This is a genomic window from Micromonospora sp. NPDC050417 (assembly GCF_044458865.1).
Classification (GTDB): Bacteria; Actinomycetota; Actinomycetes; order Mycobacteriales; family Micromonosporaceae; genus Micromonospora_G.
On the sequence record NZ_JBITIH010000004.1, the window covers coordinates 252,491 to 272,844 of the forward strand.

General features: G+C 68.4%; 15 protein-coding genes. 11 read left to right on the forward strand and 4 right to left on the reverse strand.

Annotation, left to right across the window (positions count from 1 at the left end; genetic code table 11):
- Positions 1 to 53 precede the first annotated feature (53 nt).
- Positions 54 to 1,457, reverse strand: coding sequence for an FAD-dependent oxidoreductase (locus ACIBF5_RS08025; protein ID WP_396809277.1), 1,404 nt, complete (start codon positions 1,455 to 1,457; stop codon positions 54 to 56).
- A gap of 134 nt (positions 1,458 to 1,591) precedes the next feature.
- Between ACIBF5_RS08025 and ACIBF5_RS08030 the strand changes: the two genes are divergently transcribed.
- From ACIBF5_RS08030 to ACIBF5_RS08060, 7 genes are all read left to right on the forward strand, one after another.
- Positions 1,592 to 1,969, forward strand: coding sequence for an ArsR/SmtB family transcription factor (locus ACIBF5_RS08030; RefSeq protein WP_396809279.1), 378 nt, complete (start codon positions 1,592 to 1,594; stop codon positions 1,967 to 1,969).
- Positions 1,970 to 2,040: 71 nt separating this feature from the next.
- Complete coding sequence (locus ACIBF5_RS08035) at positions 2,041 to 2,724, forward strand: helix-turn-helix domain-containing protein (RefSeq protein ID WP_396809281.1); 684 nt, start codon at positions 2,041 to 2,043, stop codon at positions 2,722 to 2,724.
- 269 nt (positions 2,725 to 2,993) lie between these two features.
- Positions 2,994 to 3,755, forward strand: a complete 762-nt coding sequence (locus ACIBF5_RS08040; protein ID WP_396809282.1) for an MIP/aquaporin family protein — start codon at positions 2,994 to 2,996, stop codon at positions 3,753 to 3,755.
- Positions 3,756 to 3,776: 21 nt separating this feature from the next.
- Positions 3,777 to 4,184 (forward strand): arsenate reductase ArsC, encoded by a 408-nt coding sequence (locus ACIBF5_RS08045; protein ID WP_396809284.1) that lies wholly within the window; start codon positions 3,777 to 3,779, stop codon positions 4,182 to 4,184.
- A gap of 260 nt (positions 4,185 to 4,444) precedes the next feature.
- Positions 4,445 to 5,968, forward strand: coding sequence for a PKD domain-containing protein (locus ACIBF5_RS08050; protein ID WP_396809286.1), 1,524 nt, complete (start codon positions 4,445 to 4,447; stop codon positions 5,966 to 5,968).
- Between the two features lie 120 nt (positions 5,969 to 6,088).
- The gene (locus tag ACIBF5_RS08055) at positions 6,089 to 6,517 is read left to right on the forward strand and encodes an MFS transporter (protein WP_396809420.1); all 429 of its coding nucleotides are present in this window, start codon (positions 6,089 to 6,091) and stop codon (positions 6,515 to 6,517) included.
- Positions 6,514 to 6,789 carry a hypothetical protein gene (locus ACIBF5_RS08060; RefSeq protein WP_396809288.1) on the forward strand — a complete coding sequence of 92 codons (276 nt, stop codon included), beginning with the start codon at positions 6,514 to 6,516 and terminating at the stop codon, positions 6,787 to 6,789. The genes ACIBF5_RS08055 and ACIBF5_RS08060 overlap by 4 nt, the downstream gene beginning before the upstream one ends.
- 153 nt (positions 6,790 to 6,942) lie before the next feature.
- On the opposite strand, the gene ACIBF5_RS08065 is transcribed toward ACIBF5_RS08060, so the two are convergent.
- Positions 6,943 to 9,558 carry an aminotransferase class V-fold PLP-dependent enzyme gene (locus ACIBF5_RS08065; RefSeq protein ID WP_396809290.1) on the reverse strand — a complete coding sequence of 872 codons (2,616 nt, stop codon included), beginning with the start codon at positions 9,556 to 9,558 and terminating at the stop codon, positions 6,943 to 6,945.
- 333 nt (positions 9,559 to 9,891) lie between these two features.
- On the opposite strand from ACIBF5_RS08065, the gene ACIBF5_RS08070 reads away from it, so the two are divergent.
- The 3 genes from ACIBF5_RS08070 (at position 9,892) to ACIBF5_RS08080 (ending at position 14,093) form a co-directional block, all read left to right on the forward strand.
- Positions 9,892 to 10,863 (forward strand): lytic polysaccharide monooxygenase, encoded by a 972-nt coding sequence (locus tag ACIBF5_RS08070; protein ID WP_396809292.1) that lies wholly within the window; start codon positions 9,892 to 9,894, stop codon positions 10,861 to 10,863.
- An 83-nt stretch (positions 10,864 to 10,946) separates the two neighbouring features.
- Positions 10,947 to 11,525, forward strand: a complete 579-nt coding sequence (locus ACIBF5_RS08075) for a DUF305 domain-containing protein (protein WP_396809294.1) — start codon at positions 10,947 to 10,949, stop codon at positions 11,523 to 11,525.
- A gap of 252 nt (positions 11,526 to 11,777) precedes the next feature.
- Positions 11,778 to 14,093 carry a ricin-type beta-trefoil lectin domain protein gene (locus tag ACIBF5_RS08080; protein ID WP_396809296.1) on the forward strand — a complete coding sequence of 772 codons (2,316 nt, stop codon included), beginning with the start codon at positions 11,778 to 11,780 and terminating at the stop codon, positions 14,091 to 14,093.
- Between the two features lie 307 nt (positions 14,094 to 14,400).
- On the opposite strand, the gene ACIBF5_RS08085 is transcribed toward ACIBF5_RS08080, so the two are convergent.
- Together ACIBF5_RS08085 and ACIBF5_RS08090 are read right to left on the reverse strand one after the other, a co-directional pair.
- Positions 14,401 to 15,567: an acyl-CoA dehydrogenase family protein gene (locus ACIBF5_RS08085; RefSeq protein WP_396809298.1), complete on the reverse strand. Its 1,167-nt coding sequence runs from the start codon at positions 15,565 to 15,567 to the stop codon at positions 14,401 to 14,403.
- A gap of 134 nt (positions 15,568 to 15,701) precedes the next feature.
- A complete protein-coding gene (locus ACIBF5_RS08090; protein WP_396809299.1) occupies positions 15,702 to 18,503 on the reverse strand; it encodes a M14 family zinc carboxypeptidase in 2,802 nt (933 codons plus the stop codon).
- Between the two features lie 368 nt (positions 18,504 to 18,871).
- Between ACIBF5_RS08090 and ACIBF5_RS08095 the strand changes: the two genes are divergently transcribed.
- Positions 18,872 to 20,299: a UDP-glucose dehydrogenase family protein gene (locus ACIBF5_RS08095; RefSeq protein ID WP_396809301.1), complete on the forward strand. Its 1,428-nt coding sequence runs from the start codon at positions 18,872 to 18,874 to the stop codon at positions 20,297 to 20,299.
- Positions 20,300 to 20,354 lie beyond the last annotated feature (55 nt).

Below are 20,354 nucleotides of genomic sequence, written 5' to 3' on the forward strand. Positions count from 1 at the left end.
TCAATCAATCCCGTACAACGCCGAACAATCGAATGCCCTCCCGCTACAGCTTCCTAGGAACCTAGTGTCTTTCTCGGCGCGGTGGCCAGCAGCCCGCCGGTGATCCCGGTGACCAGCCCCCGCCCGGCGGGTTCGCCGACCGGGGCGGGTCCACAGCAGCCACCCGATCGTGCCGTGGTGGGGTCGTCGGCGGAGGCCAGGTCGCTGGAGCAGACCCCGGTCTCCGGCAGTTGCAGTCGTACGTCCCGGGCGGCCTCCCAGTCACCGGCGAGGGCCGCGACGACGGAACGAACCTGTTCGTAGCCGGTGGCCAGGAGAAAGGTCGGTGCGCGGCCGTAGCTCTTCACACCGACGATGTAGAAGCCGGGCTCGGGATGGGCCAGGTCGTCGACACCGTGCGGTGGAACGGTGCCGCAGGAGTGCTGGTTCGGGTCGATCAGCGGGGCGAGCGTACGGGGTGACTCCACGATCGGGTCGAGGTCCAGGCGCAACTCGGAGCTGATCGTGTGGTCGGGGCGGAACCCGGTGGCGGACACGATCCGGTCCACCGTCACCGCTCGTCGACCCCCAGCACCGTCGAGGGCCACCACCTCCACCCCATCTTCGCCTTCCGTGGCACGGAGGGTGTGCGTGGAGAACCCGGTGAGCAGCCTTATCCGGCCCGCCTCGACGTGCGCGAGTAGTCGGGTGCCGAGGGCTCCCCGGGCGGGCAGCGCGTCGTTGTCGCCGCCGCCGTAGGCCCGGGACGCGTTCGCGGCGCGGATCGCCCAGTACACGGTCGTGCCCGGTTCTGCGGCGGCGAGGTCGGCGAGGTTCAGCAGGGTGTTCGCGGCTGAGTGTCCGGCGCCGACGACAAGGACCCGGGTGCCGGCGAAGCGGTCGCGGTCCGCTCCGAGCACGTCCGGCAGCGCCTGCTCGATCACACCGGGAAGGTCGGTCTCGCCATGCGCCGGTAGCCCGTTGGCGCCGAGGACGTTCGGCATGGTCCAGGTGCCGGAGGCGTCGATCACCGCGCGGGCGAGGATCTCCGCCCCATCGGCGAGCCGGATGACGAACGGGGCGCCTTCCCGGCCTCGGGAGCGGACCCGGTCGACGCCGACCCGGCTGATCGCGACGACCCGGGCGCCGTAGCGCAGACGGGGGGCGATCGCCGGCAGCTTCGCCAGCGGTCGCAGGTATGCGTCGACGAGTGCCGCGCCGGTCGGCAGTAGTTCCGGGTCGGGTGCGGTCCAACCGGCGGCGTCGAGAAGCCGTCGGGCGGCGGCGTCGATGTCGTACCGCCATGGGCTGAACATCCGGACGTGCCGCCACTGGGCGACAGACGCGGCCGCGTGTCGACCGGCTTCCAGGACGACGAAGTCCAGGCCGCGTTCGGCGAGGTGCGCGGCGGCGGCCAGACCAACCGGTCCGGCGCCGATCACCGCAACCGGCAGGGTCTCAGGATTGCTGCTGCTCATTCCGAACTCCTTGTCTCGACACTTCTCAAAATAAGAGGTCGGACTGGCCTCTGGCCCTACCGGGCGGGCTGCTGTCTCGACGTTGCTCAAATCAGAGAGTTGCATGCTGTTTCGATACCTGTCAACCTAGAGGAATGTCGAAACAGCCGGCGCCCCCCAACCTCTCCGACCTCAACGCCGGCGGCCCCTGCTGCGCACCCATAAGCGAGCAGCGGATCCCGGCCGAGGCCGCCGCCGCACTCGCCCCCGCATTCAAGGCCCTAGGCGATCCGGTACGGCTCCAGTTGATGTCGATGATCGCCTCGGCGCCCTCCGGAGAGATCTGCGTGTGCGACCTCACCCCGGCCTTCGATCTGACCGGCCCCACGATCTCGCATCACCTGAAGACCCTGCGGGAGACCGGCCTGGTCGACGCCGAACGGCGCGGCACCTGGGTCTACTACCGGGCGCGGCCCGGCATCATGCGGCAACTCGCGAGCCTCCTCGCGACCGAGGCGCCCGCACCCGCGTAGGAGCCACCAACCCTCGGCCCATCGCCACCACGGCTTGACCGAACCAAGGTAGATCAGCCAGCATTGACTCAATGAACACTGAGTCTTCTTTGTTGCAGTCGCGGGCTCGCATCCACGCCGCCCTGGGCGAGCCGGCCCGCCTCGCGATCGTGGACACGCTCACCGTCGGCGACACCTCCCCCGGCGAGATCGCCCGCAGCCTGGACCTGCCCACGAATCTCGTCGCGCACCACCTGAAGGTGCTCCAGGACGCCGGCCTCGTCGTACGGACCCGCTCCGAGGGCGACCGGCGCCGCACCTACCTGCGTCTGGAACCCGAGGCCCTCGCGGTGTTGACGCCGCCGCCGCTGACGGACGTGCCCCGGGTCGTGTTCGTCTGCACCCACAACTCCGCGCGCTCCCAGCTCGCCGCCGCCCTCTGGACACGGCGCGCCCGCACCCCGGCCGCCTCCGCCGGCACCCGACCGGCCCCACGCGTGCACCCCCGCGCGATCAAGGTCGCGAGCCGACACGGCCTGACGCTCAACCCGACCGGGACCGCGCACGTCGCCGATGTCGTACGCGACGGCGACCTGGTCATCGCGGTCTGCGACAACGCCCACGAAGACCTCACCGAGACCGCCCGACCGCGGCTGCACTGGTCCGTGCCCGCACCCGCCGACACTGACGCCGCGTTCGAGGCCGCCTTCGCCGATCTCGCCGGACGTGTCGACCGCCTCGCGCCCGCCCTCGAACCCGGAGCCTCCGATGGCTGACCTGGTCGCCGAACGGTTCGCCCGCCAACGCCTGCACGCCCTGGCCCGGGGAGAAGGACCTCACCGCGACAGCCGGCCGGTCGTCCTGTTCCTGTGCACCCACAACGCCGGCCGCAGCCAGATGGCCCTCGGCTTCTTCACTCACCTGGCCGGCGACCGCGCGGTCGCCTGGTCCGGCGGCTCCGAACCCGGTACCTCCCATGGCGGTGGTCCCACCATCGGGTCCGCCAGATCAGCCCACCGACTCCCAGAACCGGAGTACCGCCCTGATGACGACCGAAGCACCCTGGCGGCGACTCCTCGCCGAATTCGTCGGCACCGCGCTGCTCGTCACCGCCGTCGTCGGCTCCGGAATCATGGCGAACACCCTGTCGCCCCACGAGGTCGGCCTGCAGCTGCTGGAGAACTCCGTCGCGACCGCCCTCGCCCTGGGCGCACTCATCCTGATCTTCGGCCCGGTGTCCGGTGCGCACTTCAACCCCGTCGTATCCGCCGCCGACTGGTTCCTCGGACGCCGCACCCACACCGGCCTCAGCACCAGGGAACTGGCCGGTTACATCGCCGCCCAGAGCACGGGCGCCATCGGCGGCACGATCCTGGCCAACCTGATGTTCGCGCTACCCCCCGTCGAATGGTCGAACAAGGAGCGGTCCGCCGGGCACCTGTGGCTCGCCGAGGCGGTCGCCACCGCCGGGCTCGTCCTGCTGGTGTTCGCCCTCGCCCGCTCCGGACGCTCCACCGCCGCGCCAGCAGCGGTCGGCGCCTACATCGGCGCCGCCTACTGGTTCACCTCGTCAACCTCGTTCGCCAACCCAGCCGTCACCCTCGGCCGGGCGTTCACCGACACCTTCGCCGGCATCAATCCCACGTCGGTGCCCGGGTACGTCCTCGCCCAGCTCGGCGGACTTCTCCTCGGCGTCGCGCTGCTCCTCGCCCTGTATCCCCACGTTGTTCACACCGACGACGAGGTGCTCGTCACGCACCCCTCGGTCAGCAACCCCGCGACCGGCACTGCCAACCGGACATCCTGAAACCAAAGGAAGACAACAGTCATGAACAAGCCCAGCGTCCTGTTCGTGTGCGTACACAACGCCGGCCGCTCCCAGATGGCCGCCGGTTGGCTCCGCCACCTCGCCGGCGACACCGTCGAGGTCCGCTCCGCCGGTAGTGAGCCAGCCGACCAGGTGAACCCCGTCGCCGTTGAGGCCATGCGGGAAGTTGGCATCGACATCACCGCCAACACCCCACGCCTGCTCGACTACACCACCGCCGAATCCTCCGACGTCCTCATCACCATGGGCTGCGGCGACGTCTGCCCCGTCTTTCCCGGCAAGCGCTACCTCGACTGGCAGCTCGACGACCCCGCCGGCCAGGACATCCACGCCGTACGCCTGATTCGCGACGAGATCCGTACCCGCGTCGAGCAGCTCCTCGCCGAAACGTCCATCACCATCCGATAGGTGGCGGGAGGCCACCAAACCGTTGGCTCTCATGCACACCCGCGACGTCAGCCTCGGCGGCAGGGCTCACAGGTCCTCAATGCACCTGTCGGCTTCTCATCGAGATGTCGATACGGAAACAGAACAGCAGACCACAGGGCCCGAGCCCGTCACGACTGATCCATCGATGTAGCTGGACGGCCCGAACCCGTGTGTGGCACGGCCTTCCTATCCTTCGGCTACCGGGCCGTGTGGAGTGCCTGTCGCTGGGGAGCGTGGGGATGAGAGTCGGGGCCGTTGTTCTCGCCGTCGTGACGGCTGTCGCGTCTGTTGTGGTCGTACCGAGTCCCGCGTCGGCGGCCTCGGCCAGCGCCGCCCTGAACGCGGTCGATTGGAACCAGCCGTTTCCGTCCTGCGACGGCACGCCCCAGAGCGACGTGTCCGCCGGCACGGTGACGGTGACCGAGACGGCGAGCGGCATCGACGTCACGGTGCTGATGACCAACGGCGGCGTGAGTACCGGTGCGGTGTATTCGATCCGGGTTTGGGAGGCGGCACCGGCGCGCGTATCGCCGGAGTGCGGCGACACCACCATCGCCACGTGGAACGAGGGCACCGATGGCCAGGGGGAGGTCACCGTTCCCATGGAACTGCCGTTCGTGACCGGGCTTCCTGACGGGGAAACAACGACGCTGGGCGACGATCAGGGCACCGAGAGTCTGGTGGTCATGCTGTTCGTCCACGGCTCCGACGACTCCGGGCCGCGATTCCTTTCCGGGCCCATCCCGCTGCCCGGGCACGAGCAGGCGCCAAACGAACCTCCGGTGGCCGCGGTCACTGTCAGCGGTGCCCTCCAGGGTGGCTCACCCCTGCGGGTCGGCTTTGACGCGAGCGGATCGTACGACCCCGAGGGCGGCCGGCTGTGGTTCCGTTGGCTCTTCGGCGACGAGGAGGGGAGCGGCGAGCAGCCCTACACCAACCGCGCCACGATCGGCCACACCTACCGCAAACCCGGCCACTACGCCCCGTCGTTGCAGGTCCGTGATGACCACGGCAACATCACGCTGTGGAGCGGACCGACGATCAACATCGTCGACCGATACACGGTCACGGTCCGCGCTTGGATTCCTCAGGACGAGATCGTCGACCCGGAACACCAGTTCGACGGGGAGGCGGTCAACCTGCGCCAGTACTGCCCCAATCGGCCGTTCCGGCAGGCCTATCTCACCTCGCGCTTCGCTGGCGACAATCACCAGTCCTACGCCGGCAGCGTCCGAGGCCAGATCGCCATGGTGGTCGACTGGGACGGCAGGACGCTGACCCGCGTCGGCGACCCGGCGGTCAAGGCGCCACCGACGCACCGGATCGCCCGGTACACCGACCTGGACGAAAAGGCGATCACCTGTACCCAGACCGGTACGGCAGTCCCCACGGTCGGCGCCACGCTCACCGCCAACGACGCACTGCGGATATCGCTGGCCACGAAGAATCCGCTGACCCCCCAGATTCTCACCCCACCGATCGACGCGATCCTCACCGCGCGGTTTGGTGGCACCGACCTGAACGTCACCTACACCACCGATCTGTTCCCGAGCTACGGCTTCGAGGTCCGCAAGAACAACCTGATCCTGGGTCAGCACCTGACCCACGACGCCTCCTGCGTACCGACGCTGGGTCCCGTCGGTGCCGCGCTGTTGGCCACTCGCCTCAACGCCGTCGAGGTCCACTCGCCCAACATCACCCACCACACGATCGACACCACCCGGCGGACTCGGGAGGACAGCGCTATGCCCTGCTTCATGTGACCCGCCCCGTCGACGGCTGTTGATCGCGCCAGCCCTTGCCAGCATCGGGGTGGGCCCACCTCGGGCCGTGACGCCCACCCGCCATCCACGGCAGGATCGGCCCCGATCGCCCGACCGGGCATACCCGCGCCGATCGTCGCCCAGAAGCCAGTTCGAGAGTCCAGGCCGGCCACAAGATCGTCGGCAATCCTCGTCACCAACGTGACCGCGGTCCTGGTGGGTTTCGCCACCTACGCGCTGGCGTACTCAATGAGCCAGCTGCTGCAACTGCCCACCGGCACCCACTATGGACTGGGCCTGTCGACGCTCGCCGCCTGCCTGTGCCTGGCGCCCTCCGGGGTCGTGATGCTGCTGTCCGCCCCGCTGTCGGCACGGCTCTGCGCGAGGCTCGGCGCCCGCATCACCCTGACGGCGGGATGCGCGGTGGTTGCGCTCGGCTGGGCGCTGAGCCTGCTACTCATGCACGCGACCTGGGGGCTGGTGGTCACCAGCTGCGTCATCGGCACCGGCGTCGGGCTGGCCTACGCGGCGATGCCCTGTTGGTCATGACCGCCGTACCGGCCTCCCAGACGGCATCCGCCAACGGCCTCAACACCCTGATGAGGTCGCTGGGCACCTCGTCGTCCGGTGCTGTACTCGGGATGATCCTCACCACCGGGGTGACCGTCTTCCACGGTGCCGTCGTTCCCACCGAACGCGCGTTCCAGATCGTGTTCGTCAGTGCGTTCGCCGCCTCCCTGCTAGCCGCCACGACGGCACTGCTGCTGCCCTCGAAACGCCGCGCCGGCGCCAAGCGAACGGCCGTCGGCCCACCCCGCTGAACCGTCGTGACGAGCTCAGGCTGAATCATCCGCACGATCGAACGGGCGAAAGACGGCCGTAGCGGCCGGCTCCGCCGTGGCACCGGGGGCCGACCGTCGGTTGAACTCTGTGGCCGGGTGGCGTGAACGCCGCCCGGCCACGAGCGACCCCGTCTACAACGGGTGCACCGCCGAAGCGGCCTCGGTGATCAGGGCGATGACCTCGTCCACGTGGGGAGCATGGCTGCGATGCGCGACGATCGTCACCCGCACCGTCTGCCGTCCATCAACAACGGTGCTGGACAGATACGCCCGCTGGCTCGCGTTCACGCGCGTCAGCAATTCTCGGGTCGCCGCGTCTGCCGCGTCGGCTGCGGCCGCACCAGCATCCGCAGCCCGGACCCGGAAGGCGACCGTACTCAGGTCGGGTCGCCAGAGCACCTCCAGGTTCGGCACCTGGCGAAGAGCCTCGTAGACCCGCTCGGTGAGGTCCAGCTTCTCGTCGAGCGCCGCACGGAACGCGTCTACGCCGTGCAGGTGCAGCGGCAGCCAGACGCGCAGGCCACGTACCTCATGGCTCAGTTCAAGCCCAAGGTGCGCGTAGTCGGGCAGTTCGAGTGAGACCATGTCCTGGTCCTGCAGGTAGCCCGCGGTGCCCTGGTGAGCTGCGGCCAGCCGCGCCGGTTCCCGCACCACCAGGGCGCCCGTGCCGAATGGCAGGAACAGGGTCTTGTGGGGGTCCAGGGTCACCGAGTCGGCCAGTTCCATGCCGGCGAGCCGGCTACGGCCCCGCTCGGTCAGCCGGAAGAAGCCGCCGTACGCCGCGTCGACGTGGAACCACAGGTTCTCGTCAGCCGCCAGAGTCGCAATCTGCGGGAGTGGATCGATCGTCCCGGTGTCGGTGGTACCGGCCGATGCGACGACCAGGAAGGGCCGCAGCCCCGCGCTGCGGTCGGCCGCGATCATGGCAGCCGCGGACGCGACGTCCATGCGCAGGTCCGGCGTGCTGGGAACAACCCGGATCCGCTCGCTCGCGATGCCGGCGATCCTGGCCGCCTTGGCCACGGAGTGATGGGCGTACGCCGTGACGTACAGGGTGCCGTCCGCGATGTTCTCGCCGAGGCGGTCGTGTCGGGCGGCCACGATGGCGGAGAGATTGGCCATGGACCCGCCAGTGGTCAGCAATCCGCCGCTGCCAGCGGGAAGCCCGCACACGTCTCGGGCGATCCAGCCCAGCACGCTTTCCTCAAGGGCGGTGAACACCGGCGCGGTCGCGGCGATACTGCCGTACCGATTGACCACCTGCGTGTAGAACGCGGCGAGCGCGGAACTGTACAGCCCCCCGCCGGGGATGTAGGCGAAGTAGCCCGGCCCGGCGGTCTCCAGTGCGACGTCGACCGCCCGGTCCAGCCGTCCGAGTAGCTGGGCAAGGTCACCGGCGTGTTGCGGTGGCGGGCCCAGGAACTCGTTCACCAGTTCCTTCAGCTCCGTCGAGCCAAAAATGCCTGTCAGGTCGGCGGCGGGCCGTTGCGGCAATCGGTCGATGAAGTCGGCCAGCCGCTCCAGAACCAACTGGCCCTGGTGGAGCATTTCCCCGCGGTTTGGTTCCAGCGGGTGTTCGATTTGCATAACCGAAGGCTGACACCCGTTCGAGAGAACCGTCAGGGTGGCGGGACCTGCGGAGATCAAGGTCACGTGAGGGTCTGCCCAGTTCAGAGGTTGTTCGCATCGGCTTTTGTCCAGCCGCGAGGATGGGTGTCGCCTGCCCGCTTCGTTCCGTAATACGGCGGGTGCGCGCATTTCAACCCGCCGTGGAGTACCGGAACGGACCGACCAAGGCGCAGTGACGGTTACAGATCCCTTTCCGGCGCCCTGCCGTGGACCGATGTCAGGACGATCGCAAGAATCCAGAGGAGGACGGCCGGCTGTCACCGCCATCGGCAGGCCGTTCCACTGGATTGCCGCCTCGACGATCGGGCGGGCGAGCATCAGCCCTCGTTCCTGGCGATGACCGAGCGACACGGGTGCCGGACCTACATAACGCAGGTCGGGCATCCGGCGGTACAGCGCGGCAAAGATCGCGCAGAGGTTCCGTACGTCGCCCAACGCGGTGTGGGCATCCTGGGGCCAGGTGCCGACGAGGGTACGGAAGACCAGCTTCTGTTTGTAACTGAACGCGCGGAAGCGTGACCACGAAGTGACCATCATGCACACTCCGGGCAACTGGCCGGAGTGGTCGACGTCGAGCCTTTGCAGCTCTCGCCGAAGGAATTCGTCTTCGAAGCGCAGGTTGTGGGCCACGACGACGGCTCCGGACAACAAGCGCCGCTGTTCCGGCCAGGCCAGCGCAAACCGCGGCGCGCCCTGGACATCCTCGTCGGTCAGGCCGTGAAATCGGCTGGTCGCCGAGGCGTGGGCGGTCACCGGGTCTATCCGGCTGGCGTACTCGTCAACGATGGTTCCGTCAGCCCTGAACCGACAGGCCGCGATCTCCACGATCCGGTCCTGTGCAGCCTCCAGGCCAGTGGTCTCGAAGTCGAGGGCCACGAACCCGAGGTCGTCGAGGGGTGTTCCCTGAAGACGCGACAGGTACGCGGCCCGCGGCCGAAAGTGTTCAATGACAATCCGTACACCGACGCGCGATTCAGGACGTTGCAGTCCGCCCCGGTCTTTCCGGACCGGTTCGTGTCCCTTCCCGACGCACGAAGGTTCGTGACCGACTTCGTGACCCGGTACGACGAAGCCCACCGCCATTCCGGAATCGACCTGCACACCGCGTAAGAGGTCCATTACTGCCGCCACCACACCACGCGAGCAGGCCGGGAACAGACCCCCACCGCCGCACGAGCCACCATCCCGAACGGTTCAGGACCACCCGCGTCCTACCCAAAATCCGCGACCTGACGACAGGTCTGGATCAACAAGCGGGGGCCAGGAAGCAGAGCCCGTACCACAAGTTGCTTAACTTCCGCTGGCCACAAATCCTTGACACGTTCCGCGGCGGCGCGGGGCACTACCAACCGCTTCCAGGATCGGTTGAAGAACTGCTCCCGACCTGGGCCAACCGTGCACGAACTCGTATGATTTCCGTGTTATACCTACCCTGGCACGAACGGAGTCCCCATGCGCAGACTGGTCGCCTATCCACTGGTGGCCCTAGGTCTCGTGACCGCGTCTCTGGCGATCGCCGCCCCGGCGCAGGCCCACGGGTACATTTCCTCCCCGCCGAGTCGTCAGGCGCTCTGCGCGTCGGGTCGGGTCACGGATTGTGGTCAGATCCAGTACGAGCCGCAGAGCGTCGAGGGTCTGAAGGGGCAACGCAGCTGCAATGCTGGCCTGGACCTTTTCGCCGTGCTGAACGACGGTAGTCGCAACTGGCCCGCGACCTCGGTCGGCAACACGGTGACCTTCAACTGGGTGCTCACCGCCCGGCACTCGACCAGCAGTTGGGAGTACTACATCGGCGACCAGCGCCTCGCTTTCTTCGAGGATGGCGGCCGGATGCCCGACGCTACCGTTTCGCATCAGGTGAACCTCGGCAGTTTCACCGGACGGCAGACGCTGCTGGCGATCTGGAACATCGGCGACACCCCGAGAGCCTTCTACAGTTGCGTCGACCTGCAGATCGGCGGCGGGAACAGCGGGCTGCCGAGCCCCACCGCAGCACCGCAGCCGGGCTCCACCATGCAACCGCAGCCGGGCTCCACCGCAGCACCGCAGCCGGGCTCCACCATGCAACCGCAGCCGATCCCCACCACAGCGCCGGAGGTAGGCCCCCACCCGGAGCCGAGTCACGTGGCGCCCCCGGCGCATGTCCCCACGACCGCTCCTCGGCCGAGCCCGACCGGGCCGAAGCCCCGCCCCAGCAAGACGTCCGAACAGCCGGTAGTGCACCCTCCGGCAGCCCCGACCACCCGCCAGGCCGCCCCTCGGACGAGCACGCCACGCGGTCGCGAATGGGCACCCGGCACCACCTACTCCATCGGTGACGAGGTGACGTACCAGGGTGTGCGCTACCGCTGCCGGCAGTCGCACACGTCGATTGTGACCTGGGAGCCGTCGTACTACACGCTGGCACTCTGGCTGCCGATCTGATCCCCGCACCGGCGGGCCGTGCTGCGGCACGGCCCGCCGGGTCCGTTTCGCTGCCTGCCCTCCCCTCGAACAGGACTCCGACGATGCGAAAGACCTGGATCGCGCTGGCCACCGCCGCGCTCACCCTGCTGGCTGGCTGCGGCTCCGACTCGCCCGAACCGGTGGGCTTGAACCCGACCGTGCCGATCGCCGATGCGAGACACAACGACACAGACGTGGTGTTCCTGCAGGCGATGGTGGCTCACCACGGGCAAGGGCTGGAGCTGATCAAGCTCGCTCGCACCCGCAACCTCCGGGAGGATGTGGCGCTGCTGGCCGGCGCGATCGAGGCCACCCAGACCACGGAACTGCAGGTGATGCAGAGCTGGCTGACCGGCTGGGAGAAGCCGACCACCGGTAACCACGACCTGGGCACACACGCCTCTCACGACGGTACGCCGATCACCCGCGAAGCCGAGATGGCCTCGCTGCGTGCGGCGGACGAGAACCAACTCCAGACGACTTTTCTCAACTTGCTGATCGGCCACCAGCACAACGCGGTGGAAATGGCTCAGGTAGAAATGAGCGGCGGCGCGAACCCGCAAACCAAGGAGTTGGCGAACCGAATCGCCCAGTCACGCACCGAGCAGATCAAGCTGTTGCTCACACTGGTCGCCGGCTGAGACCTTCCGCTCGAAGGAAGGGCACGTTCTCACCCTGAGCGACCAGGAGGTGTCCCTGGTTGCTTCCGGCCGCGTAGCCGGGAGTGACAGGTTCACGGCTGATCTTTCAAGGTGGCCCGTGGCCCAGGCACTTCTGGTGTCGAAAATACGCACCTATGCGGACGTTTTCGCAAAGCGTGACGAGGGCAGCACAAGCAGAATGCCATTCCCTGCCCAGCGGACCGTCACATCAAGGCATGTAACGTCTGCAGAATGGCCGAGACCCCGCCCCGCCTCATTACTGACCGGTACCTCCTGGTCGAACTTATCGGCCAGGGCGAAATGGGCCGGGTGTGGAAGGCCCAGGACAAGCTCCTCGAGCGGGTCGTGGCAATCAAGGAGATCGTGCCGCCGCCCGGCCTCACCGATGAGGCACGACAGGCGTTGGGTAATCATTCGCTCCGGGAGGCACGGGCGATTGCCCGGCTCAGCCACGCCAACGCGGTCCGGGTGTACGACGTGCTGAGCACCGACGGCAACACGTGGATGGTGATGGAGTACGTCGCCTCGCGCTCCCTGCAACAGGTGATCACCACGGACGGGCCGGTGCCTCCGCTGCTCGCCGCCAAGATCGGACTGAGCGTGCTCGACGCTTTACGGGCGGCCCACCTCGCCGGGATCATGCACCGCGACGTCAAACCCTCGAACGTGCTGGTAAGCGAGGACGAGCAGATCGTGCTCGTCGGCTTCGGGCTGGCTACCCAGGTCGACGAAGTCGAAGCGACCTCCACCAACATGACCATCGACTCGCCCGCGTACATCTCCCCGGAACGGGCGATCTCCGACACCGTCGGCCCGGAGGGAGATCTGTGGTCGCTCGGCGCCACCCTCTTCGCCGCGGTGGAAGGGCACGCGCCGTACGCCCGCCGGTCCAGCCTGATGACCCTCGCCGCGCTCGCCACCGAGCCACCGCCGGTGGCGGAGCACGCCGGACCGCTGGCACCGGCGCTGGAAGGACTGCTCCGCAAGAACCCGGCCGAACGGGTCGACATCGGCACCGCCGAGCGACTGCTTCGGCAGGCCCTCCAACCACAGGCTCCTGGCTCGACGGACGGAGAGCGGCCGGCAGCAGGTCGACCGGACGATGAGCCAGCCGCATCCCGGCCGATGCCGGTGCCGTCGCTCGTCACCCCTGCCAGCGAGTCGGCGATCTCCTCGGACACCCGTTGGTGGAAGGGCGAGCCGTCCGTCCACACCTCGACCACCGGTCGCTTCGCCGACTACGCCAGTCACGGCGAAGCCGCCTGGACCGAACACGCCGCCCCCCAAACCGCGCGTGCCGAAGCCTCCCGTGCCGAAACAACCACGCAGGCCGTTCCTGCCTCCCAACCCGCCCGTGTCGAAACGGCCGCGCAGGCCCCACACGCTGCCACCGACGCCACGCCAATGGCTGTCCCGGCCGCCAACCGGGTGAGGGTCAGCCGGCGGGGCGACGTACTGAAATGGGCTGTAAGCATCGACGCTCGGCGGAAGGCACCGCTGATCGGCGCCCTCGCCGGGCTCATCCTGCTCGGTGTCTCGATCGTCGTACCACTGGCCAAGGGGCAGGCCGGCGGCGACGATGTTTCCGCCGCACCAACCAGCACCACCACCGGAGAAGGATCAGCAAGCGGCCTGCCGCTGCAACCGCTCACCTGGACCTCCTACGGCGACAGCGACGGGTTCTCCCTGCCGGTGCCGAACGGCTGGCCGCTCACCCGCCACGAGGGCCGGATCGAGTTCCGCGAACCGGGTGGCAGTCGACTACTCGTGGTCACCTCGACCAACGCTCCCAAGCCCGACCTGCTGACCGACTTAACCGCCCAGGAAAAGGCCCGACCGGCCGACGGGCAGTACCGGAGCTATCAACGAATCGGGTTCACCCCGGCGAACTACTTCCTGCGCGCGGCCGACTGGGACTGGACCTACAGCGGCGACGGTGACCAGTTGATGCATGCACGTCAGCGCAGCTTCGCCACGGCGACGGAGCAGGGGTACACGATTCTCTGGGCCGCCCCCGCAGCGGCCTGGGGGAACGAGGAGGACGCGTTCCGACGCATCACCGCGGGATTCCAGCCCGCACCGGCGCCGAGCACGGAAGGCGACACCACGTCCACCGATAAGCCGAACACGCCGCCGCCGACCAACACCGCGCCGACCCTGGAGAGCTACCAGATCATCGCGGTGGAGAGCGGTCGCTGTCTGGAAGCGGGCAACGTGAATTCGAGCACCCCGGTCCGGCTACAGGTCTGGGACTGTAGCGAGAGCCGCAGGAAGAGTCAGCGCTGGACCCTTCCCTCCGACGGGACCGTGCGGTTGGCCGGCAAGTGCATGGAGGTGGCCGACAACTCGTCCGCCAACGGGGCGGCGATCAGGCTTGCCGCCTGCACCAGCGGCCCGGCACAACAGTTCGTCATCAACGGTGAACAGCAGTTGGTGAACCGGACCAACGGCAAGTGCCTCAACATCATGGGAACCGCGAACGGAAGCCGACTCCAGCTCGGAACCTGCGACAACGGCGCGATACGTCAGAAGTGGCAGCGCGCCTGACGCGGCAGTGGGCGAAGCCCGCGACCTATCACCACCTGGCGCGACGGGGTGAGCGACGGCACCCGAGCCACTGTTCCCGGACCGTCCCCGGAATAAGGATCCAGAGCACGCCCCCGGAGAATTGGGGACGGGCTCTGGATCTGCACTTGGGCAAGTCCACAAAGGTCGACCCGGATCGATCACTCGGAATGTCTCAGCTCACGGGCCAGCATTCGCCCAGCATGACATCCGGGACGCACCAAGATCAGTCGAAGTCAACCGAAAGATCAACTCGTCCATCAACATGGCCTTGAGCTGGGAAAATAGCCTAAGAGACGCCGTTGAGCAGCTGCCTGGCCATGACGATCCGCTGCACTTGATTTGTGCCCTCGTAGATCTGAGTGATCTTGGCGTCCCGCATCATCCGCTCCAGCGGGTAGTCCCGGGTGTAGCCGTAGCCGCCGAGCAACTGGACCGCGTCGGTGGTGATCTCCATCGCGGCGTCCGAGGCGAAACACTTCGCCGCAGCACCGAAGTAGGTCAGGTCAGCGTCGCCCCGCTCCGACTTGCCCGCCGCCGCGTACGTCAGCTCACGGGCCGCCGCCAGCTTCATGCCCATGTCGGCGAGCATGAACTGGACGCCCTGGAAGTCTGCCACCGGCTTGCCGAACTGCTTGCGCTCCTTGACGTACCCGAGGGCGTAGTCGAGCGCCCCCTGGGCGATACCGAGCGCCTGGGCGGCGATGGTGACACGGGTGTGGTCCAGGGTGCGCATCGCGGTGGCGAAACCGGTGCCGGGCGCGCCGATCATGCGGTCGGCGGGAATCCGTACGCTGTCGAAGTAGACCTCGCGGGTCGGCGACCCCTTGATGCCGAGCTTCTTCTCCGGAGCACCGAAGCTGACCCCCCGGTCGGACCGCTCCACGACGAAGGCCGAAATGCCCCGGGAGCGGGCGGTCGGGTCGGTCACCGCGAAGACCGTGTAGTACTCGGAGACGCCGGCGTTGGTGATCCAGCGCTTGACCCCGTCGAGCACGTAGTGGTCGCCGTCGAGCGTCGCGCGGGTGGTCATCGAGGCGGCGTCGCTGCCCGCCTCCGGCTCGGAGAGGCAGTACGAGAACATCGCCTCTCCCCGGGCGACCGGGGGCAGGTAGCGCCGCTTCAGTTCCTCGGCCCCTGCGAGCAGCAGCGGCATGGTGCCAAGCTTGTTCACCGCTGGGATCAGCGAGGACGAGGCACAGGCCCGGGCCACCTCTTCGATCACGATCGCGGTGGCGAGGGCGTCCGCGCCGGCACCGCCGTACTCCTCGGGGATGTGCGGGGCGTGGAAGTCGGAGGCACGGAGCGCCTCGTACGACGCCTTGGGGAAGTCGCCGGTCTCGTCGGCCTCCGCGGCGTGCGGCGCGACCCTGGCGTCGCAGACGGCCCGAACCGCCTCCCGGATCGCCCCGTGCTCCTCGGGCAACTGGTAGACGTCGAACGCTTCGTTGCTCATCGCGGCCCTCCCCTGGGGAACACATCGTGGACCCAGTTGTACCGCGCGCGGGCGGGGTGGGGCTACTGAACGGTAATAAAGTTCACTAGCCCCACCCCCGGGTGCACCCCGACCCACCGGGATGCACCCGTTTCTCAGCCGATCAGCGAACGCACCGGGATACCACTGGTACGGAGCTCCCGGACCAGGTCACCGAGGTACGGGTGCTCGTCGGACTGGAGTCCGTCCGGGTTCGGGATGACCAGGAAGGTCGAACCGTTGGCGACCGACGCCCGGGCGTCACCGGTGTACTTCCCGATCACGGCCTCGGCCCGGGCCTGGTCGGCGACGGCCACCTCGATGGTGATCGGCCGCCACTGTCCGCCCAGGTTCTCCGGTGCCGGCGCGGCGGCTGCCGCCGCGCGGGCCGGCTCGACCGCGTCGGTCCGGCGCAGACCGGCGGTTGCCGTCCCGGCCGGGGCGAGCAGCGCGTTCGCGACCAGGTGCAGGCCGCTCTCGTTGTACGCCCGGAACAGTGGGTTGAACGCGAAGAGCACCGCGTGTCCGGCCCCGGTCGGCTCGTCGACCAGCGCCACCGTGCCCTTGAGCAGATCCTCGCCAACGGTGTAGCCGTTGTGCCAGAACCGGTCGTCCGACGGATAGGTGAGGACGTTCACACCGGTCGTACTCGGCCGCAGCACCGAGTCGCCGTTGTTGAACTCGAAGTCCTCCGCCGGCCGACCCAGCGCCACCGGGCTGGTGTGGTCCACGTCCACCCGCAGGTGGGAACCGACCATGGTGTAGCCGGCCGGCTTGGTGACCTCGGTGGTCGAGGTCAGGCCAGCCGCCCGCGCCATCCGGGTGCCCTGGTTGCGCAGCCCGATGTAGGTGTTGCCGGCCGCGATCCAGGCCCGCAGGTTCGCCTGCCCGGCAGCGGTCAGCCCACCGGTGGCGTTGCTGCCGTCCGGCACCAGCAGGGTGCTCCGGTCGCGGAACCGGGAGGTGTTGTCGTTGATGTCGGCGGTGGTCACCGTGGTGACGTCGAGATCCCACTGGTCACCGAGGACGAACCGGGCCTCGCCGTACGAGCCGGAGGTGGTGCTGATCCCGGTGCCGGCGAAGAGCCCGACGTCGGGCCGGGTCAGCTTGGTGCCGGCCGGCGGCTGCTTGCTCGGGTGCAGGGACACCCCGTAGGACGCGGCGAGCTTGTCCAGCTTGGGGGTGAGCCGGGCGGACCGCATGCCGACCACGCCGGTGTTCAGGTCCCGCAACAGCGGGATGCCCTTGGCGAGCAGCTCGAAGGTGAACTTCGCCGCCGCGGCCGAGTCGAGCTTCCAGTTGTACGAACCGCCGTCCGGCACGATCGAGCTGGTGCCGCCCTTGTTCTCCTTGACCCGGTTGGCCCGGGGGTTCACCTCGTCGCCGGTGTAGATCGTGTTGATCCCCATCAGCAGCGGGTTGCTCCACGACGATACGTCGTAGAAGTACGGGAACGGGGTGTACGGGTCCTCGCCGAGGGTGGCCTGGATCCAGTGCTTCTGCGGCTGGTTCATCTTGATCCAGTACGCGCCCTCGGGCACCACGACGTTGCTCGCGGTACGGCCACCGAAGATCTTCGCCGTCGGTACGGTGACCGGCTCCTTGAGTTCGTAGACCTCGACATCCATCTTGCGCAGCCGCTCGACCAGGGCCCGTACGTCGGCGAGCTGCCGGTCGGGCAGGAGGAAGTACGACTTGATGGTGGTGTCCGGAACCGGGAACTGCACCTCGTTGGTGGGCTGGACCACCTCGTTCGGCTGGAGCGTGCCGGCGGCCCCTTCGGCGAGGGCGTCCTGCCAGATCTTGTAGTAGCCGTTCAGGACCTCGCGCTTGTTCGCCGCGGCCCATCCGAGCGTCGCCCACTGGGTGTTGAACTGCTGCTGCACCCGGTCCTGGACAGCCGAGGAGCTGCCCTTCTCGTACGTCATCCCGGCCGCGCCGAACCCGGTCGCCGGGACGGTGTCGCCGTACCCCATGAAGAACAGGTCATAGGTGTCGTAGTTGAAGTAGCACTCGGTGGTGACGGTGTCGGTGCAGGCGCCGTTGTAGCCGAAGCCGGCCTTGTTGGCGTCCCCGATCCGGTTGATCCAGTCGACGACCTCGTTGGAGATCTCGTGGTGGATCGGGTCGGCGTTCGGCGGGAAGAAGTACTCCCGGCCGCCCATCTCGTGAGCGTCGATGTAGACCTGCGGCGGGTACTCCCGCAGCATCTCCAGCTTCGCGTCGGTTTCCGGCTGGGTCCGGGAGAACCAGTCCCGGTTCAGGTCGAAACCGAACTCGTTCTGCCGCCGGCTGGCGTCGCGGCCGTCCGGGTTCTGGGTCGGCACGATGATCGTGACAAGTTCGTCGTTGCGCTTCTCGACCTCGCAGGAGAGGCCGGCGGCCAACTCGTAGAGGGTCTTCAGCGCCGCGTCGGCGCCGCTCTTCTCGCCACCGTGCACGTTGCCGGTGACCCAGACGATCGCCGGGCCGCGCTGGGCGATCCCGGCCGCCTTCGCCGGGCTGGTGATCCGCGGGTCCCGGAGGTCCTTGATCGACTCGGTGATCGCGTCCAGTTCGGCCGGCTTGACGTGCTTGGGGTTGGAGACGATCGCGTACGGCAACTCCTGGCCGAGCACGCTGGTCGCCATGGTGCCGGTGACCACCCGGTCGGAGGCGGCGTCGACCACCGTCAGATAGGAGCGGATCTCGTCACTGGTGACCACCCGCTGCTGACCGGTGCCGAGCGGGAAGCCGAGGGACGCTTCCGGGCTGGGCACCGAGTCCAGGTGGGCGGTCGGGTCGGGGAGGCACCCGGGGGCAACCGCCTGAGCAGCGGTAACGTTGAGCAGAGGCAGGAGCGATGCGGCCAGGGTGACCACTGCCCCGGCGGCGAGCCGGCGGCGGGCCGGCAAGCGACTGGCTAGGGATTTTCTCATGTAGTACTTTTGTCCCCTTCTGCGAAGCGGGCGTCAGGTGCTCGGAGCCTAGGTGTCCTGCAAAGACAGGGCAAGATCAATTTGGGCGAACCGGGATCGGGCGAACGGTCGCAGTCGGCACCCGTTCCGTGCCGGGCTCCGAACGGGGTGCGATTGTGAAGAAGCCGACCGAACGGACGGCACCCTGACCGCGCCGCGTAAGCTCTGCCTCTGTCGTTGCCTGCGCAGTCGGCCCTCCGGCCACAGCCTCGCAGTAGCGCACGGAATGTGTAGTTCAAATAAATTTGTCCCAATTGGCGTCGTGGTGACGCCGCCCTGCCCACCGCGACGCAAGGAAGCGCCGCCCAGTGCGAGCGGAGAGAACAGGCGTGACAATCCCTTACCCGAGCACACAACCCAAGCCGGCCATCGTCGCGGTTAGCCCTCCCTCCGGCGCCGCTCGGCCGCGGCTGACCTTCCTCGGCACCGGCTACCTGGGTGCGACGTACGCCATCTGTTTCGCTGAACTCGGCTACGACGTGATCGGGTTCGATGTCGACGCGAACAAGATCGCCAAGCTCTCGGGCGGCGAGGTTCCCTTCCACGAGCCCGGCCTCGACGAGCTGCTGCGACGCAACCTGGCCGCCGGCCGACTCCGCTTCAGCACCTCCTACCAGGAGGTCGCGGACTTCGGCGACGTCCACTTCATCTGCGTCGGCACCCCGCAACGGGCCGACGGCATGGGCGCCGACCTGTCGTACGTCGAGACGTCCGTCACAGGGCTGGCCCAGCACCTGACCCGCAAGGCCCTGATCGTCGGCAAGTCGACCGTCCCGGTCGGCACCGCCGAGTGGATCGAACAGCTGGTCGGCAAGCACGCCCCGGCCGACCTCGGTGTCGAGGTCGCCTGGAGCCCCGAGTTCCTCCAGGAGGGATTCGCCGTCGAGGACGTGCTCCGCCCCAACCGGATCGTCGTCGGGGTCAAGAGCGAGTGGGCCAACGGCATGCTCTACGCCGCCCACAAGGGCGTCTTCGACCTCGCCGCCACCGAGGACCGCGAGGTTCCCCTGGTGGTCACCGACTTCGCCACCGCCGAACTGGTCAAGGTCGCGGCCAACGCCTTCCTCGCCACCAAGATCTCGTTCATCAACGCGATGGCCGAGGTGTGCGAGGTCGCCGGCGGCGACGTCACCCAACTCGCGCGGGCGATCGGCTACGACCCGCGCATCGGCAACCGCTTCCTCCAGGCCGGCGTCGGCTTCGGCGGCGGCTGCCTACCGAAGGACATCCGCGCGTTCCAGGCCCGGGCCCAGGAACTCGGCGCCGGTGAGGCGCTCCGGTTCCTGCACGAGGTCGACCTGATCAACCTGCGTCGCCGTACCCGGGTCCTGCAGCTCGCCGCCGAACTGCTCGGCCGCCGCTACGGCCCGGCCGGTCCGGACCTCTCCGGCACCCGGGTCGCCGTGCTCGGCGCCACCTTCAAGCCCAACTCCGACGACGTCCGCGACGCCCCCTCCCTGGCCGTCGCCGCGCTGCTCGCGAAGGCCGGCGCGGACGTACGGATCTTCGACCCCGAGGGGACGGAGAACGCCCGCCGGGCGCAGCCGGACCTCACCTACGAGGCCAGCATGAACGACGCCGTACGCGACGCCGACCTGGTCTGCGTCCTCACCGAGTGGGCCGAATTCCGCAACGCCGACCCGGTCGCCCTGGGCGAACTCGCCGCCGGCCGCCGGGTCGTCGACGGCCGCAACTGCCTCGACTCCGCACTCTGGACCCAGGCCGGCTGGGAATACCGGGGCATGGGTCGCCCCTGACCCCACGCCTCCCTCCGGAGGCATGAATCAACGTGAATCACCTCGGCCGGTCACG

What these genes read in the sequence shown, in the direction of transcription:
- ACIBF5_RS08025 (WP_396809277.1), bottom strand. Translation starts at nt 1,457, where the DNA reads ATGAGCAGCAGCAATCCTGAGACCCTGCCGGTTGCGGTGATCGGCGCC.
- ACIBF5_RS08030 (WP_396809279.1), top strand. Translation starts at nt 1,592, where the DNA reads ATGTCGAAACAGCCGGCGCCCCCCAACCTCTCCGACCTCAACGCCGGC.
- ACIBF5_RS08035 (WP_396809281.1), top strand. Translation starts at nt 2,041, where the DNA reads ATGAACACTGAGTCTTCTTTGTTGCAGTCGCGGGCTCGCATCCACGCC.
- ACIBF5_RS08040 (WP_396809282.1), top strand. Translation starts at nt 2,994, where the DNA reads ATGACGACCGAAGCACCCTGGCGGCGACTCCTCGCCGAATTCGTCGGC.
- ACIBF5_RS08045 (WP_396809284.1), top strand. Translation starts at nt 3,777, where the DNA reads ATGAACAAGCCCAGCGTCCTGTTCGTGTGCGTACACAACGCCGGCCGC.
- ACIBF5_RS08050 (WP_396809286.1), top strand. Translation starts at nt 4,445, where the DNA reads ATGAGAGTCGGGGCCGTTGTTCTCGCCGTCGTGACGGCTGTCGCGTCT.
- ACIBF5_RS08060 (WP_396809288.1), top strand. Translation starts at nt 6,514, where the DNA reads ATGACCGCCGTACCGGCCTCCCAGACGGCATCCGCCAACGGCCTCAAC.
- ACIBF5_RS08065 (WP_396809290.1), bottom strand. Translation starts at nt 9,558, where the DNA reads ATGGACCTCTTACGCGGTGTGCAGGTCGATTCCGGAATGGCGGTGGGC.
- ACIBF5_RS08070 (WP_396809292.1), top strand. Translation starts at nt 9,892, where the DNA reads ATGCGCAGACTGGTCGCCTATCCACTGGTGGCCCTAGGTCTCGTGACC.
- ACIBF5_RS08075 (WP_396809294.1), top strand. Translation starts at nt 10,947, where the DNA reads ATGCGAAAGACCTGGATCGCGCTGGCCACCGCCGCGCTCACCCTGCTG.
- ACIBF5_RS08080 (WP_396809296.1), top strand. Translation starts at nt 11,778, where the DNA reads ATGGCCGAGACCCCGCCCCGCCTCATTACTGACCGGTACCTCCTGGTC.
- ACIBF5_RS08085 (WP_396809298.1), bottom strand. Translation starts at nt 15,567, where the DNA reads ATGAGCAACGAAGCGTTCGACGTCTACCAGTTGCCCGAGGAGCACGGG.
- ACIBF5_RS08090 (WP_396809299.1), bottom strand. Translation starts at nt 18,503, where the DNA reads ATGAGAAAATCCCTAGCCAGTCGCTTGCCGGCCCGCCGCCGGCTCGCC.